Source organism: Alteromonas sp. NFXS44 (genome assembly GCF_040148705.1).
In the GTDB taxonomy this organism is placed as follows: domain Bacteria; phylum Pseudomonadota; class Gammaproteobacteria; order Enterobacterales; family Alteromonadaceae; genus Alteromonas.
This window is the reverse complement of the sequence record NZ_JAGDEA010000011.1, coordinates 696,186-711,521: the sequence shown is the minus strand read 5'-3', so window position 1 is coordinate 711,521 and position 15,336 is coordinate 696,186. Positions and strand designations below refer to the sequence as shown.

The window sequence follows — 15,336 nt, the reverse complement described above, 5'->3', positions numbered from 1 at the left end:
TGGTGAATCATAGAAAATGCTGGAGTTATTGAGTAGGAGGATAATCTTTATGCTGGTATAGATATTTTTCACTAATCTGGTTTGATAATATTCATCGCTAAAACTGGCTTGATATAGGATTGGTTTGTGTCTCAGAACTTACACAACGATTTATACGACTTCATCGCTGTTCTGCGAGCGGGTTCTTTAACGAAGGCTGCTGCAGAATTGCGGGTTTCTCAACCGACACTTAGTGCAAAAATAAAGCGTTTGGAAGACAAGTTGGGAGTCAGTTTGTTTATCCGAAAAAGTCGGGGGGTGGAACCGACAGAAAAAGGTTCATGGCTTTTTGAGCAACTCAGCGGTGAGTACGATGCCATTGAAACTGCGATGAGAAAACTCACTGACATGCAAGAGGAAGTGAGTGGTGTCGTAAGGATTACAGCCATTGATTATGCGATAAAAACAATAATATGGCCAAAACTAAAGGACGTTGTTAAGCATTACCCAAAGCTTCAGATTGAAATTAGTAATGAATACGAAAGTGTCGATATTGTATCCCGCAATTTTGACGCTGGCGTTCGTTTTGGCGAAGAGGTTGCGTTGGATATGATTTCTGTTCGTATTGGTCCGGATATGCAAAATGTCGTGGTGGGTTCGAAGGAATATTTTGAAAATAAAAAAATTCCTTTCTCGCCTTACGATCTTGCAGATCATCAATGCGTCAATCTTCGAACGTCAACTTATGGCGGGCTATATGAATGGGAGTTTGAAAAGAAAGGGAAAAGTATTCAAATTGCGGTCAATGGCAGCATTATTTTTAATAATGCCTATGACGTTTTTGAAGCGGTGAAAGCCGGATATGGTCTTGCTTTTCTTCCGGAGGACATGGTTCAGCCAATGATTGCATCCGGTGAGTTAATATCTGTTCTCAAAGACTGGTGTCCCTTGTGGCCAGGGCTGCACTTGTATTATCCGAACAGGCGACATCCCTCCAGAGCCATGAATTTGGTTGTAGATACGCTGCGCTACAGCAAGGAACCCTCGTAACATGAAAAAAATATCCTTTACCGCAGTACGGTATTTTTTGGTGGTCGCAGAAGAAAGGAGTTTTAAACGTGCAGCGGCACAACTTGGGATTTCTTCTTCGGCTCTTAGTCACTCAATACAGAGCCTGGAAGATGATTTGGGTATCCGGTTACTGACAAGAACAACCCGGAGCGTATCGGTGACACAAGCCGGGTTACTTTTAAGAGATAGTGTGGGCAGTCATATCGATAATATTGACGCGATTCTAAGAAAATTTCCTCATGACTGAAATGTCTTTCTAAGGATGATTTTGTTATCAAATGGAATTGGAACTGGCTAAAAGTTTATCCAACGTAATTGGATAATCTCTCACCCTTATCCCTGTGGCGTTGTATATTGCGTTGGCAATAGCCGGGGCGACGCCGGTTAATCCAAGTTCTCCTACACCTTTGGCTTTTAGCGGACCGGCGTATTCGTCCACATCGTCGATAAAGATGACTTTTTGCTCGGGAATATCGGCGTGTACCGGAATTTCATAGCCTGCCAGATCGTGGTTTACAAAAAAGCCGAGACGTTCATCAACCACTAATTCTTCCATGAGTGCTGCACCCAGCCCCATAACCATCCCGCCCAGCACCTGGTTTTCTGCTGCTTTGGGATTAATAATTCTGCCCGCGTCACACACGGCCAACATGCGCTTCACTCTCACTTCAAAGGTCAGTTCATTCACTGCGACTTCTACAAAATGGGCGCCGAAGGTTTGATGTTCAAACTGCTTTCGGCTTTCCGCGTATTCCATTTTTGCTTCTGCGCTGATCTCTCCCTCACGGATAAGTGTTTGCAAAGCGACAGACTTACCGTTCACGACTATCTGCCCGTTGGAAAAGGAGAGATCGTTGAGTGACACGCCCATTTTATCAGCGAGCTTTTCCTGTAGCGCTACGCATGCGGCATAGACACCCGCAGTTGACGATGCCGCTCCCCACTGACCGCCGCTTCCCGGTGATTCAGGGAACGCAGAGTCTCCCAGTTGTACATCTATGTCTGCCGTTGTGAGTCCGAACATGTCTGCAGCGGTCTGAGCAAGGATGGTGTAGGTGCCTGTGCCAATGTCGGTCATGTCGGTTTTAACATTCAGACGCCCGTCTGATTGCAGTGTTACCCGTGCTGCAGACGGCATCACAGGCGCACCGCGAATGGCTGAAGATACGCCCATTCCTTTCAACCATCGTCCCGTTTTCTGTTGCCGGGATTTTGCTGAACGATGTTGCCACCCGAATGCTTCAGCGCCCCGTTTAAGACATCGCGCCAGATTGCGTTTGGAAAAGGGCTTATCCGGATGTTCTGGTGAGAACTGTGTATCATTGATAATTCGCAGTTCAACAGGGTCAATACCGAGCTTTTCTGCAAGCTCATCCATGGCTATTTCTAATGCCATCTGCCCGGGAGCTTCTCCCGGCGCTCGCATTGCGCTGCCTTCGGGAAGATTGAGTTCAGCGAGTTTTAATTCAGTTAGCCGGTTATCGGCATGATAAAGATATCGGGTTGAAAGCACTGCGGCTTCCGGGCGACCGCCCGGAATATTCCCCGATACACTTTTGTGACCAATCGCGATTAATTTACCGTCGGGATTTGCGCCTAACTGGACCCGCTGAATGGTTGCCGGGCGGTGCGCAGTATTATTCGCTACAAGAGGACGCTGGAGAGTCACCTTCACTGCCAGACCGGTTTTTTGTGCGGCAAGTGCGGCTAGTACGGTATCTGACATCACCGTGCCTTTTACGCCAAAACTTCCCCCAATGAATGGTGCCCGCATTCTTATTTTTTCTTTCGGTACACCCAGTGCAAGAGCCAAATCTCGCACGCCCCAATTTAATTGCTGCACGCCTGTCCAGCAATGCAATAAGTCGTTCTCCCAGTATGCCAACGTCGCATGGGGTTCCATCATGGCGTGCGACTGATCAGGAGTGGTGTAAGTCTCGTCCACCTTAAAGGCAGCGCGGTGAAACGCGCTTTCAAAGTCACCCAGTGACGTCACCGGCTCGGGCCTGAAAGCACCACTTTTCGACAAGGGAGCGCTGGCTGCCAGTGATTCAAGACTATATTGACCATTTTCTCGTTTATAATGCACAACTAAAGCGGCAGCCGCTGCTCTGGCTTGTTCGAAGGTAGTTGCCACCACTATGGCAACGGCCTGATGATAATGTTGAATTTGCGGTCCGCCCAGGGCCTTCGCTGAGAGAAAAGCCCCGGTGCCGACTTCAGGCACGTTCTGATAGGTGATAATGTCGATTACCCCTTCGGCACTCCGCGCTTTTCGGTCATCTATCCCGGAAATTTTTCCGAACGCTATCTGAGTACCCACGATATAGCCATAAACCAGCTTCCGGTTAAGTTGCTGTTCGTAGGCATAAGTAGCGCTTCCGGATACTTTCAGCGGGCCATCAATTCTGCGCTGTGGCTTTCCGACCACCCGTTGCTGGTCAAAAACATTTTCACCTGCTTTATCGAAGATCATGCCATCGCCTCTTTGTGCTCGTTTATCAGTGTTGTTAAAATTTGCTTCGCAAGCGGAATTTTGAATTGATTCTCGTGGGTTGATGAGGCCCCTGAAAATGCAATACGCACATATTCATCAATATCAGTAGTAAGCAGTTGCTCTGCAGACTCCACCCGCCAGGGTTTAGGCGCTACACCGCCTAAAGCCACCCTGGCTGAACCATCGGGCAGGAAAACCATAGCAGCGGACACCAGAGCAAATGCATACGAGGCCCGATCGCGGACTTTCTCGTAGAAGTGGCTACCACCAATGGGGCGGGGCAGAATGATCCTCGTGATTAGTTCATCGCGCCTGATAACCGTCTCGATATGAGGCTGGGTAGTCGCGCCATGATAAAAGTCGCGAATTGGAATTATTCTGGTGCCTGTCAGGCTGCACAACTCGATCTCAGCATCAAGCACCCGAAGCGCCACTGCCATGTCACTTGGGAAGGAAGCAATACAGGCATCGCTGACATCTATCACTGCTAACTGACGACTGAATCCGCCTTTCGCCGAACATCCGCTGCCAGGCAGTCGTTTATTACAGGCCTGAGCTGTGTTGTAAAAATACGGGCAGCGGGTACGTTGTAGCAGGTTTCCGCCTGTCGTTGCCTTGTTTCGTAACTGTCCGGATGCACCGGCCAGTAATGCACGGGACAACACTGGATAGTCCCGTCGTATATTCATATCGGCAGCCAGGGCACTGTTCGTGACTGACGTACCGATGGCGATACGCCCGTCTTCACGCTTCTCTATCTTATCGAGACCTGTTTTTGATATATCTACCAGCAGAGGAGGCGCCTCTATCTCAAGCTTCATCAGATCAAGCAGGTTTGTTCCGCCCGCTATAAACTTCGCATTTTTGTTCTCTGCTACAAGCGATAAGGCGTGTTGCGGTGATTCTGCTGTGATGAAATTAAACGGTCTCACGGTTACGCTCCGCATAATCTTCGATGGCATTGCAAATGTTCTGATAAGCGCCGCAACGACAGAGGTTGCCACTCATTCTTTCTTTAATTTCATCACGGCTAAGCGCAACCGGAATGATCAGATCCGGCGTTACATGGCTTGGCATACCTTGTCGGGCTTCCGAAAGCATCCCAATAGCGGAACAGAGTTGTCCTGATGTGCAGTACCCGCACTGATAGCCATCATGCTCTACAAAGCCATCCTGAAGTGGGTGAAGATTGTCAGGCGTTCCGAGGCCCTCGACGGTTGTGATTTTATCGTTGCCGTGCATCACGGCCAGCGATAAGCACGCATTAATGCGGGTGCCGTTTACCAGCACGGTGCATGCGCCGCACTGGCCGTGGTCGCATCCTTTTTTTGTGCCGGTGAGCGCTAATTTTTCCCGTAACAAATCCAGCAGGGTCATTCGTGTATCAATTTCTAACGTATGATTTCGACTATTGATTGTTAGTGTTACCTGTTGCGTAAACGCTTTTTCACGAACATCGGGTAATGATAATTGCGCCATTGCCGTTGATGGAAACTGAGTGCTGACGCCTGCTGCTATTCCTGCCGTAGACGTCGATTTGACAAAGTCCCGCCTGGACGGGTTCGCTGGTTGGTCTGAACGCATCGGTTTCTCCTCAGAAGATTAAGAACCTTGGTCTTTGCGATCTAATACATTTGATAGTTAATCCAGCCGTCTGCGAATTGGCAATACTCTGACCCGAACGCCCGTAGTTCTGATAGGCAATACCGTAATAGTGGTAACTGGCACGTAAAAACACCTTTTAGTATTTTTTATAATGCAGTAAAAATGGTAGGAAATACCGTAATTAGGATGGCGTTAAACTGGATTCCGGGTGCTAAAGTGATTACAGGTCCAAAGTTCAAAAAGGCTGTTTTCATGTTTGCTAAGTCACCATTAACTAAAACCATCTTTACCATAACCGCCCTGATAGCCAGTTCTGCACAGGCAACTTCAGACACTACCCAGGCTTTTCAAAATGTGATTTATAGCGAAGCGGGGCAGGCGAAGCCTGAAGCTACGCTGCCGCTTACCCGTGAGGCTTTTGGTGATTCCGATACCACCACTTTTTACTGGCTGGGTCTCGCCGGTTTTCTGATAAATTCCCATGGTACGACATTCATGGTCGATCCATTGTTGGAAGGCTTTGACATGGAGGTCATGATTGATTTTCCCATTCGTTCTGACAATGTACCGGCACTCGACGCCATTCTGGTTACCCATGCGGATAACGACCATTTCAGTATTCCAACCCTATCAAAGCTGAATGACGCCAATACAGTGATGCATTCCACCCGATATGTTGGCAGCCTGATGCAACAGCATGAATTTAATGGTGCAGGGCACGATATTGGCAATAGTTTTAAGATTAATCGTAATGTGGATGTAAAGGTCATGCCTGCCGATCATGCCTGGCAAAATGCCTATCCGGATGCGGCAGACAGAGTGTTCAAAGATGAAGACAGCGCAGGGTTCTGGATCCAAACAGAGGAAGGGACGATTTGGGCAACCGGCGACTCACGACTGATGCCGGAACAACTTACGTATGCTCCTGCGCCGGACATTATCCTTTTCGACTTTTCCGACAGCGAGTGGCATTTTACCTTTGAAGGCGCTGTGAAGCTGGCAAACGCTTATCCAGAAGCAATATTACTCCTGCATCATTGGGGCTCGGTAAATGCCCCTGATTTCAGCCCGTTTAATGGCGACCCCAATGCTTTGCTGACCAGGGTTACCAATCCTGAACGCATTAAAGTTCTGGCTCCGGGAGAGCCGTTTGTCTGGCCAGGCAAGAAGTAATCGTATGACTAAGCCAAACACAATCGGGCAGCTTAACTCTATCCGCCAGTTTAACGAAGAACGGGGGCAGGCAACGTATCACGAGCATGTTTCAGTTCTGAATCAGGCTTACTCTACGCCGTTCATTCCTCATGAATACTTGAGCGGTTTGTATCTGATCTTTCTGAAAGAAAGTGAATGTGAGGGCATTCAGTATGGCAGAGGTCGCTACGATTTTTGCAGAGATTCTCTTTTATTCATTGCGCCGGGTCAGGTGTTCTCTCAGCATCAGACCGAACTCTACCGCCCTAAAGGTTGGGTAATCGCCATTCATCCTGATTTTGTCGCCGGGCAGGCATTACATTTAGATAAGAACAGGCTTTTCCATTATGAAAGTAATGCGGCAGTGCCTGTGACCGCTGAAGTCAGAGAACAATTAATTCGGCTCTTCAGTATGCTGCAGACTGAGGTCTCAACAGCACCGGAAGGGGAGTATTCAAATCCCCGATTAACCCGGGAAGTTATTGCCAATTACATCCGCCTGATCCTGTCTCAGTGTAATCGCGCTGCCTCCCGTCTTGAAGACAGTGTTAATAAGCCACCGACTGAATTATTAGTCAGGTTCGAAAACGAACTTCAACAGTATGTCGAGCAGGGTAAAACGGAATCTGTCGGACTTCCTACGGTGAAATATTTCGCCAGTAGACTGCATCTGTCACCGAACTATTTTGGTGATGCCATCAAGTCTGAAACCGGGATATCTGCAAAGGCGTTTATTGAAAAGTGGTTAACCAGCATTGCTAAGCAGAAAATGGCCAACCCCTCCCTGAGCATAGCTCAGGTGGCGTATCAGTTGGGTTTCAGTCATCCCCAGCACTTTACCCGCTTCTTTAAACGCAACGTGGGCATGTCGCCAACACAGTACCGGTAATAATCGAGAAGGTCATATTATGAAATTCCAGAGTTTTATAGTGTCGCTGGTGCTTTTGGCAGGGTGTCACTCAATGGAGAATACGATGATGACAATGAGAACAACAGAACAAACCGATCCTGAATTCATGGCGATTCAGAATAACTTTGTTGAGAACGACTTGGGCGCGCAGGATGTGCTTACCCCTTTGCAAAAGCACATTAGCCTGATAACGGCACTTGCCGTTCAGCAGTCGTTCCCTCAACTTAAGAGGCAAGTGCGTCTGGCAATTGATGATGGAATCGCGCCGGTTACGATTCGCGAATCGCTGTATGTGGCAGCACCTTTTACCGGATTCCCTAAAATAGAGAATGCCCTCGTTGCAGTTAACGAAGTATTCAATGAAAAGGGAATAGTGCTGCCTTTGCCATCACAGGCCAGGAATAGCAGTGAAAGCAGGTACCAGGCGGGATTAGCCATACAGGTGCCCATTTACGGCAACGAAATTAAAAACGCGTTTGCAGATCTACCTGAACCCTATGATGAGAAGTTGCCTGCTTATCTCACCGAACTTTTATTTGGTGACTTTTATACAAGAAGTGCCATCGACAACCAAACCCGTGAACTGGTTGCGCTCATCACATTAGCTACACTTGGTGCGGAAAAGCAACTTGCCTCCCATGCAAGAGGCAATTTGATTGTGGGTAACACTAAGCCAGAGATGATTGGGGCGCTGGTTCACTGCCTTCCTGCGTTAGGGTTTCCGGCCGTTTTTAATGCGATTAATGAGGTGAGGAATATCAACATTGACTAAACTCCCTTCCGAATCCCCGGCGCAGTCTTACCTGTACACGGGCACAGCGGTACTTTTCCTGGGGGATTTCAGCACGAAAGAGGAATGCACGCCGCTGACACCTTCTACGCGGGTGAGTTTATTAAGCAGGAACTGCTGGAAGTCATCCATGTCTTTTACGATGACTTTTAACAAATAATCTGCAGACTGGCCGGTGATCAAATGGCTTTCAAGTACTTCAGGAAAGGTGGCAATGGCATTATCGAACTTCCCGAATCGCTCAGGGGTGTGCTTGTCCATGACGATCTGAATAAACGATACCAGGGTCAGTCCCAATTTTCGCGCATTAACCAGCGCAACATAGCCGTCAATAAAGCCGCTGTCTTCCAGTTGCTTTACCCGCCTCAGGCAGGGGGAAGGAGAAAGGTTAACAGCTTCAGCCAGTTCCTGATTTGAGATACGACCGTGTTTTTGCAACGTTTCCAGTATTTGTTTGTCAGTCTTGTCTAATTCCACTTTCGCTCTCCCATCTGGCATTAAAAGTCATTATGGTAATGTTTTGAGCTATATTATTGCTTTACGGGTGTAAAGTAAGCAAGTGAAAGCAATCCTCTGCCAACAGATATCGCGTACACTACGTGAACCGTTATTCATCCCGGAGTCTTCGTTTCATGCTTACTCATCCTCACACCAAATATCAGCGATTCATTGGCGTATCTTTACCTGAACGTCAGTGGCCAAACAATGCCATTACACAGGCGCCTGTCTGGATGAGTACGGATCTCCGCGATGGCAATCAGGCGCTTATCGACCCGATGTCGATTGAAACCAAATTGCGTTTCTTTAAAAAACTGGTGTCTGTTGGTTTTAAACAAATCGAAGTGGGTTTTCCATCGGCATCAGATATCGACTTTCAATTTGTCAGGCTACTGATCGAAGGTAACCATATTCCTGATGACGTCACCATAGAAGTGCTGACTCAGGCCCGCTATGAATTGATTGAGCGTACTGTTGAAAGCTTACGGGGCGCCCGCAATGCTATTTTGCACATGTACAATCCCCTTGCGCCGGACTTCCGTGAGATTGTGTACAACACCGATAAAGCAGGGGTGAAAGACATCGCACTGACCGGTACCCGCCGGGTGAAGGAACTGACCGCCGGTGCACCGGAAGTCAACTGGACTTATCAGTATTCTCCTGAGGTGTTTTCCAGTACCGAAATCGACTTTGTTAAAGAGGTCGTGGATGAGGTGGTGGACATCTGGCAGCCGACAATTGAGAACAAAATCATTATCAACTTACCGGCGACGGTGGAAATGAATACGCCGAATACCTATGCCGACCAGATTGAATGGATGCACCGCAACCTCAATCAGCGGGAATGTATTGTGTTGAGTGTGCACCCGCATAACGATCGGGGGACTGCTGTGGCTGCAGCTGAACTGGCGTTAATGGCGGGAGCTGACCGTATCGAAGGCTGCCTGTTCGGCAATGGCGAACGCACCGGCAATGTGGATATTGTGACTCTGGCAATGAACATGTATTCCCAGGGCGTGTCACCGGAACTGGATTTCTCTGATATCGATCAGGTTCGCAAGCTGGTGGAAGAGTGCAATCAGTTGCCTGTGCATCCCCGTCATCCTTATGCCGGGGAACTGGTTTACACCGCTTTTTCCGGTTCACATCAGGATGCTATCAAAAAAGGGATGGCGGTACAGAGTAAAGACGGTCGCTGGCGTGTGCCTTATTTACCCATCGATCCGGCAGATGTGGGGCGCGGATTTGAAGCGGTTGTCCGTGTAAACAGCCAATCCGGTAAAGGTGGTGTGGCCTTCTTACTGGAACAGGAAGCGAATCTGCAACTGCCGCGAAAACTGCAAATCGAATTCAGCCGCACCGTGCAGCGTGAAAACGACAGCACCGGTAAAGAAATGTCGGCAAAACGGATGAAAGAAGTCTTTGAGCAGGAATATTTCGATGCCACAACGCCTTTCGCCTATACCGGCAGCACGATTACGTCGGTGGCAAGCGGGGAGCAATCGGTGAGTATTCAGTTTGCCCTGAATAACGAAGTTTACACTATACAGGGCAGTGGTAACGGTCCGGTTGAAGCAGCGGCCAATGCGCTCAGCACTTTCCTGAATAAAAATGTGGAGGTAGCAGATTATCACGAGCACGCGGTGGGTGAGGGCGCAGGCGTAAAAGCTGTCTGCTATATTGAAGTGAAACTGCAGGGAGCAGATTCCACCTTCGGCTGTGCCAGCGACAGCAATATCATCACTGCCGCTATTAAAGCGCTGTTGTCAGGGGTTAACCGGTTGATGTGATGCCGGCACATGAAGCCATAATTAGTTGGGATGCGGACAGGAAAAACATTTGTCCGCTTTCTTACTTATGAATCTTTTTCGGTTTCTTTGTTATGCCAGATCCGCAGAATGTAGATGAGCCCGGCCGATTTTATTTGGTAGCGAATCGTGTAATTGCCAATATAGAGATCTCTGAAACATTCTGGTGAAGGGCTTGCCAGAACCGGTAAGCCTATTTCCGGAAAGTGCTTTAGCCTTTCCGCTGCGTCCTGAATTTCAATTGCAATTTTTCTTGCAGCTAACGGGCTTTTTAATACTACGAAGTCGTGTAAACGTTTCAAATCATCCACCGCTTGCGGCGTATACTGAAGTTTCATATTGAAGGCGTTTTCTTCAGTTTGTCTGAACCCCAGCTATTGAGCCATGTATTTACTTCTGAATCATCAATCAGCTCTCCCCTGTTGACTGACTCTATTGCTTCAAGTGTTTCTTCCCATCGGGCGTCATCAACAGCTTGTCTGGCAATGAACTCCCTCACCGCCTGATTGATAAGGTAGCTTTTACTTCGATCCAGCTTTTTCGCAAGAGAATCCAGTGGCTTCTCTATATCGTCATTGAGACGGACACTCGTAATACTCATACGTTACCTCCAAAGATTCTGTATTACAGTGTAGTACATCATGTGAAAATCAGTCCACACATACATTATTCATTGACAAAAAACGCCCACAAAAAAAGGCGACAAATGTCGCCTTTCAATACTTTATATCAATTACCCAGCCCATCACTTCGCCATCAACTGATCCTCTGACGCAACCTTTTCAGAACCATCTGAATGGGCAACCCGTGTAGGGTGAGACTTAATGTCGAACAATCCATAGCCGGCAACCAGCAGGAAGCAGATGGCCGGTACGATATATGACACGACGATGCCGGATGAATCGATAAGTGCGGCCTGAAACAGTGGCAGAATTGCACCGCCCAGGATGGCCATGACCAGACCAGCCGCGCCCAGTTTGGTGTCTTCGCCCAGTCCGTCCAGTGCGATGCCGTAAATCGTCGGGAACATCAAAGACAAACAGGCAGAGATTGATACCAGTGAAATGACGCCAATGAAATCCGGTGACTGAGTCATGATGATACACAGTCCAGCGGCAACTAGTGACATGATCATCAGCAGGCGGGCAGGGTAAAGGAACTGCATCAGCCAGGTCATGACAAACCGGGAAATCAGAAACACAATCATGCTGTACTGCAGAATTTGTCCGCCATCTACTTCGTTACCGCCCACGGCTTTCATGGCGTACTGGATTGTGAAAGTCCATACACAGGTTTGCGCGCCGACATTAAAGAATTGAGCCAGCACACCTAAACGATAGTGACGGTTACCCAGCAAACGTTTCAGTGATGCGCCCAGCTGCACATTTTCACTGCGGGATTCTGTGGACTCGTTCACCGGCGTTTTAATACATGCAATGGCAATCCATACCAGCACCAGTACGCAGGCCATGCCTACGTAAGGCAGCATAACGGCGTCGAGCTCAGCGCCAATGACCGATTTTAATTCTGCAACCGACATCGCCGCCCGCTCTTCCGCTGAAGCCTGATTAAGGTTGGGTAAGATAAGAGTTGCCGCCAGGAAAACCCCTAAGTTTGTGCCCACTGGGTTAAACGCCTGGGCCAGGTTTAAGCGTCGGGTTGCGCTTTTTTCGCATCCCATGGCCATAACATAAGGGTTAGCAGAGGTTTCCAGAATCGACAGGCCGCCGGCAAGAACAAACAGAGCCGCCAGAAAGAAACCGTAAGTCATGGTCTGGCTGGCGGGGTAGAACAGGAACGCACCGGTGGCAGCACAGCCAAGGCCTGTTAACACACCTGTTTTGTAGGAAAAACGTTTGTTAATGAATGCTGCGGGAATTGCCAGACAAAAGTAAGCGCCGTAATAGGCGAACTGCACCAGTGCAGACTGTAATGACGACATGGTAAATATTTTACTGAATACCTTTACCAGCGGGTCCGTCATGTTGGCGGCAACGCCCCAGGCTGCAAAGCAGATGGTGAGCAAAATGAATGGGACAAGCGTTTCTTTAGAAACCAGTGGCGCGCGTTTTTGCACGGTCATTCCTCAGCATGTAAACAATTAGTTAAGCGATTTAAACAACAAAAATTTTATGTGTCAATAAATCAACATAATTTATTTAATTGTTTTTCTTTCTCCGGGATGACTTTCAGGAGGCATTTTGCCAGGGGACTAGGCAGCAGGGAATGGAAGGACTACTATACGTTGTTGATTTAATGAAAATAAGATGTCTCATATGCCTGCAAATTCTTCCGGCCAGCAAGTTGAACCCCATGGATTCTGGCAAAAAAGCACCCCGCTGAAAGGCCAGTCTGGTCTGCGGGCACTGAACGAACGCCGCATTCTGACGCTGATCCGTCAGCATCAGGAATTGCCCAAAGCCCGTATAGCCAATGAAACAGGCCTGTCAGCCCAGGCCGCCACCGTCATAATCAATAAGCTGGAAGAAGACGGGCTTTTGTTGCGGGGAGAACCCCAAAGAGGCAAGCGCGGACAACCCTCCGTACCCTTCTCCCTTAAGGCAGACGGGGCTTTCGGGGTCGGTATCAAAATTGGTCGCCGGAGTATTCAGATCACCCTTATCGATTTTTGCGGCAAAGTACGCTCGTCACTTCGGGAGCAGTGGGACTATCCGGCCGTGGATGCAATGATCCGCTTCGCAGAAAAGGGGATTCGGGCGATGTTATCAACCTTAAGTGACGGGGAGAAACTGCGTGTGAGCGGTGTGGGTGTCGCCATGCCATTTGAAATCTGGCGCTGGAGCGAGCAGGCCGGCGCGCCGGAAGAGGCATTGTCAGAGTGGCAGGACTTTGATGTTCCTGCTGCCATTCAGAAGATCACAGATTTGCCAGTTTATCTGTGCAACGATGACACCGCAGCCTGTGCTGCCGAACTCTGGTTTGGCGAACACCGGGATCTCAATGATTACCTGTATTGCTTTGTCGGCACCTTCATCGGCGGCGGTATGGTACTGAACCGGCAGTTACATACCGGTCGTCACGGTAATGCCGGCGCGGTGGGCTCCCTGCCTTATCCGGGCAGTCTTGCCGGCGGCCAGCTTCTTGATGTGGCATCAATATACTTGCTGGAGAAAACCCTGAAAGAGGCGGGGCAGGACACGGCATTCCTGCATGGAAGGCAACAAGTATGGCCTGAAGATGTGCCCGGGATCAGCGAATGGCTGGACTCTGTGGCTACCGGCATTGTGCACAGTGCCATGAGTGCCCATGCCTTCCTGGACCTTGATGCGATGATTATTGAGGGGGCACTTCCCGATAACATCAAAGCAGAATTGCTCAGTCGCTGCGGGCAGCTGTTACAGTCGGCTGACTTCCGGGGATTATCTTCGTTAACCTTACGCGGAGGCTCGGTCGGGGCGGATGCCCAGTCCTTTGGTAGCGCCAATTTGCCCTTACTCGCGCAGTACAGTCTTTAACAATTCGTCAATAATTATTAAATAAATATAGTTGATTTAATAATTCAGCTGCATTAAATTGCGTCTCCTTGAAGTCACTGTTAACACGGTGTGATCGTGTTGTGGATTGAAATCACACTTTGCCAGGGGATGCTGCATGCGTTTTTTTCCTTCATTGATATCTGAAATTTCCTCCCGTAAACCGCTGATGACAAAGGTGTCTCAGGCCGGTTCAACCTGTGGTGCAACCATCGCTCTGCTTCTTGCCTCCGGGCAGGTAAGTGCCAAGGATATGCCTGATTACGTTAATTTCCAGGCCAGCTATACCGGCGAAGCGGCAGCGAATGTGAATGGCGGCCAACAACGGGGCAGCGCCTATGCAGGGCAGCTTTTTGTGGGTGCAGATTTCGACATGGAGAAGGCATCTGACTGGAAAGACACCACAATCCATGTGGCAGTGACTAACCGTCACGGACAAAACCTTGCACCAAAATACATTGGTAACAGTACATCGGTGCAGGAAATTTATGGCGGACAGAACAGCCGTCTGGCCCGTTTTACCGTAGAAAAACACTTTCTTGACGGGCAACTTCAGGTTGAAGCCGGCCGCACTGTCGCCAATATCAGTTTTCTGGGTTCGGAGCTGTGTCAGTATTTTCAGACCAATTCTGCGTGCGGCAATCCCACATTCGTGTTCCGTACCAGTAACTTTACCTGGTGGCCGGTGTCCAGCTGGGGCGGTCATGCTAAATTCTGGCTGAACGACAAAACCTATTTCCATGCCGGTGTTTACGAAGAAAATACTCCTCACCAGGCGTCAGACGATCATGGCCTGGACTGGGGAGTTGAAGATTCTACCGGGGTGGTGTTACCTGTCACGCTGGGGTATCAGACGACATGGGACAATGATGACTATCCGCGCCGCTATGAAGTGGGGGGCTGGTATGACGGTGCTGATTATACCGACCCGTCAAAAGACGAGAACGGTGATTATGCCGCATTGAGCGGAAATGATTACGCCACCCGCAATGGTCGTTCCGGTGTATTTGCAAGATTTGAACAAACCGTGTTGAGACCCGATCTGAACTCTCAGCGCAGCGTCACCTTGTTTGGTGCTGTGCTGACCGGCACCTCCGGTGAATTGATTGAAGATTTTTATTTTAAGGCCGGTTTTGTGAAGCGGGGGACATTCCCGGGCCGCGATAAAGATACGGTCGCCTTTGTGTATACAGAGCAACATTACAGTCATGACGCCATTGAAGACCAGTTTATTTTGCGCAACCTTAACGAAGGTTCAGGCCGTCCCGCCAGTATGCAGGCGATGATGGAACTGAGTTACGGTATTCATGTGAACGACAACATCCGCATTCAGCCCAACATCCACTACATCGTTAATCCCGATCAGTTTGGCGACAAAGCCAGACAGGAAGACTTAAGTGATGCCGTGGTGCTGGGGCTGCGCTTTGATATCAATCTCGCAGGTTTGCTTTTCCAGTAAGCCGGTTTTATCTGTTGCACAATCAGTAAGG

General features: G+C 48.9%; 15 protein-coding genes. 8 read left to right on the top strand and 7 right to left on the bottom strand.

What is annotated here, in order from left to right:
- Positions 1-126 precede the first annotated feature (126 nt).
- Together J3369_RS16855 and J3369_RS16850 are read left to right on the top strand one after the other, a co-directional pair.
- Positions 127-1,029 (top strand): LysR family transcriptional regulator, encoded by a 903-nt coding sequence (locus J3369_RS16855; RefSeq protein ID WP_349589023.1) that lies wholly within the window; start codon positions 127-129, stop codon positions 1,027-1,029.
- Position 1,030: 1 nt separating this feature from the next.
- Positions 1,031-1,297 carry a LysR family transcriptional regulator gene (locus J3369_RS16850; RefSeq protein ID WP_349589021.1) on the top strand — a complete coding sequence of 89 codons (267 nt, stop codon included), beginning with the start codon at positions 1,031-1,033 and terminating at the stop codon, positions 1,295-1,297.
- A gap of 27 nt (positions 1,298-1,324) precedes the next feature.
- On the opposite strand, the gene J3369_RS16845 is transcribed toward J3369_RS16850, so the two are convergent.
- The 3 genes from J3369_RS16845 to J3369_RS16835 are packed head-to-tail and all read right to left on the bottom strand — an operon-like array spanning position 1,325 to position 5,131.
- On the bottom strand, positions 1,325-3,526 hold the full coding sequence (locus tag J3369_RS16845) for a molybdopterin cofactor-binding domain-containing protein (protein WP_349589019.1): 2,202 nt from the start codon (positions 3,524-3,526) through the stop codon (positions 1,325-1,327).
- Positions 3,523-4,479: an FAD binding domain-containing protein gene (locus J3369_RS16840; protein ID WP_349589017.1), complete on the bottom strand. Its 957-nt coding sequence runs from the start codon at positions 4,477-4,479 to the stop codon at positions 3,523-3,525. The genes J3369_RS16845 and J3369_RS16840 overlap by 4 nt, the downstream gene beginning before the upstream one ends.
- Positions 4,466-5,131, bottom strand: coding sequence for a 2Fe-2S iron-sulfur cluster-binding protein (locus J3369_RS16835; RefSeq protein WP_349589014.1), 666 nt, complete (start codon positions 5,129-5,131; stop codon positions 4,466-4,468). Before J3369_RS16835 ends, J3369_RS16840 begins: the two co-directional genes overlap by 14 nt.
- A gap of 273 nt (positions 5,132-5,404) precedes the next feature.
- Between J3369_RS16835 and J3369_RS16830 the strand changes: the two genes are divergently transcribed.
- The 3 genes from J3369_RS16830 to J3369_RS16820 all read left to right on the top strand — a co-directional run bounded on the left by J3369_RS16830 (position 5,405) and on the right by J3369_RS16820 (position 8,028).
- A complete protein-coding gene (locus tag J3369_RS16830; RefSeq protein WP_349589012.1) occupies positions 5,405-6,325 on the top strand; it encodes an MBL fold metallo-hydrolase in 921 nt (306 codons plus the stop codon).
- A gap of 4 nt (positions 6,326-6,329) precedes the next feature.
- The gene (locus J3369_RS16825; protein ID WP_349589009.1) at positions 6,330-7,235 is read left to right on the top strand and encodes a helix-turn-helix domain-containing protein; all 906 of its coding nucleotides are present in this window, start codon (positions 6,330-6,332) and stop codon (positions 7,233-7,235) included.
- Between the two features lie 85 nt (positions 7,236-7,320).
- Positions 7,321-8,028 (top strand): carboxymuconolactone decarboxylase family protein, encoded by a 708-nt coding sequence (locus J3369_RS16820; RefSeq protein ID WP_349589006.1) that lies wholly within the window; start codon positions 7,321-7,323, stop codon positions 8,026-8,028.
- A gap of 27 nt (positions 8,029-8,055) precedes the next feature.
- Here the strand turns inward: J3369_RS16820 and J3369_RS16815 are convergent, their stop codons facing one another.
- A complete protein-coding gene (locus J3369_RS16815; protein WP_349589003.1) occupies positions 8,056-8,523 on the bottom strand; it encodes an Lrp/AsnC family transcriptional regulator in 468 nt (155 codons plus the stop codon).
- Positions 8,524-8,678: 155 nt separating this feature from the next.
- Between J3369_RS16815 and leuA the strand changes: the two genes are divergently transcribed.
- Positions 8,679-10,334, top strand: a complete 1,656-nt coding sequence (gene leuA, locus J3369_RS16810; RefSeq protein ID WP_349589001.1) for a 2-isopropylmalate synthase — start codon at positions 8,679-8,681, stop codon at positions 10,332-10,334.
- A 65-nt stretch (positions 10,335-10,399) separates the two neighbouring features.
- Here the strand turns inward: leuA and J3369_RS16805 are convergent, their stop codons facing one another.
- The 3 genes from J3369_RS16805 to fucP all read right to left on the bottom strand — a co-directional run bounded on the left by J3369_RS16805 (position 10,400) and on the right by fucP (position 12,429).
- On the bottom strand, positions 10,400-10,690 hold the full coding sequence (locus J3369_RS16805) for a type II toxin-antitoxin system RelE/ParE family toxin (protein WP_349588998.1): 291 nt from the start codon (positions 10,688-10,690) through the stop codon (positions 10,400-10,402).
- On the bottom strand, positions 10,687-10,953 hold the full coding sequence (locus J3369_RS16800) for a CopG family ribbon-helix-helix protein (RefSeq protein WP_349588996.1): 267 nt from the start codon (positions 10,951-10,953) through the stop codon (positions 10,687-10,689). The genes J3369_RS16805 and J3369_RS16800 overlap by 4 nt, the downstream gene beginning before the upstream one ends.
- Positions 10,954-11,097: 144 nt before the next feature.
- Positions 11,098-12,429 (bottom strand): L-fucose:H+ symporter permease, encoded by a 1,332-nt coding sequence (gene fucP, locus J3369_RS16795; RefSeq protein WP_119502441.1) that lies wholly within the window; start codon positions 12,427-12,429, stop codon positions 11,098-11,100.
- A 199-nt stretch (positions 12,430-12,628) separates the two neighbouring features.
- On the opposite strand from fucP, the gene J3369_RS16790 reads away from it, so the two are divergent.
- Both J3369_RS16790 and J3369_RS16785 read left to right on the top strand, forming a co-directional pair.
- Positions 12,629-13,828, top strand: a complete 1,200-nt coding sequence (locus J3369_RS16790; protein WP_349588994.1) for an ROK family transcriptional regulator — start codon at positions 12,629-12,631, stop codon at positions 13,826-13,828.
- Positions 13,829-13,964: 136 nt separating this feature from the next.
- The gene (locus J3369_RS16785; protein ID WP_349588992.1) at positions 13,965-15,305 is read left to right on the top strand and encodes a carbohydrate porin; all 1,341 of its coding nucleotides are present in this window, start codon (positions 13,965-13,967) and stop codon (positions 15,303-15,305) included.
- The last annotated feature ends 31 nt before the right edge of the window (positions 15,306-15,336 follow it).

What these genes read in the sequence shown, in the direction of transcription:
- J3369_RS16850 (WP_349589021.1), top strand. Translation starts at nt 1,031, where the DNA reads ATGAAAAAAATATCCTTTACCGCAGTACGGTATTTTTTGGTGGTCGCA.
- J3369_RS16845 (WP_349589019.1), bottom strand. Translation starts at nt 3,526, where the DNA reads ATGATCTTCGATAAAGCAGGTGAAAATGTTTTTGACCAGCAACGGGTG.
- J3369_RS16835 (WP_349589014.1), bottom strand. Translation starts at nt 5,131, where the DNA reads ATGCGTTCAGACCAACCAGCGAACCCGTCCAGGCGGGACTTTGTCAAA.
- J3369_RS16830 (WP_349589012.1), top strand. Translation starts at nt 5,405, where the DNA reads ATGTTTGCTAAGTCACCATTAACTAAAACCATCTTTACCATAACCGCC.
- J3369_RS16825 (WP_349589009.1), top strand. Translation starts at nt 6,330, where the DNA reads ATGACTAAGCCAAACACAATCGGGCAGCTTAACTCTATCCGCCAGTTT.
- J3369_RS16820 (WP_349589006.1), top strand. Translation starts at nt 7,321, where the DNA reads ATGATGACAATGAGAACAACAGAACAAACCGATCCTGAATTCATGGCG.
- leuA (WP_349589001.1), top strand. Translation starts at nt 8,679, where the DNA reads ATGCTTACTCATCCTCACACCAAATATCAGCGATTCATTGGCGTATCT.
- J3369_RS16805 (WP_349588998.1), bottom strand. Translation starts at nt 10,690, where the DNA reads ATGAAACTTCAGTATACGCCGCAAGCGGTGGATGATTTGAAACGTTTA.
- J3369_RS16800 (WP_349588996.1), bottom strand. Translation starts at nt 10,953, where the DNA reads ATGAGTATTACGAGTGTCCGTCTCAATGACGATATAGAGAAGCCACTG.
- J3369_RS16790 (WP_349588994.1), top strand. Translation starts at nt 12,629, where the DNA reads ATGCCTGCAAATTCTTCCGGCCAGCAAGTTGAACCCCATGGATTCTGG.
- J3369_RS16785 (WP_349588992.1), top strand. Translation starts at nt 13,965, where the DNA reads ATGCGTTTTTTTCCTTCATTGATATCTGAAATTTCCTCCCGTAAACCG.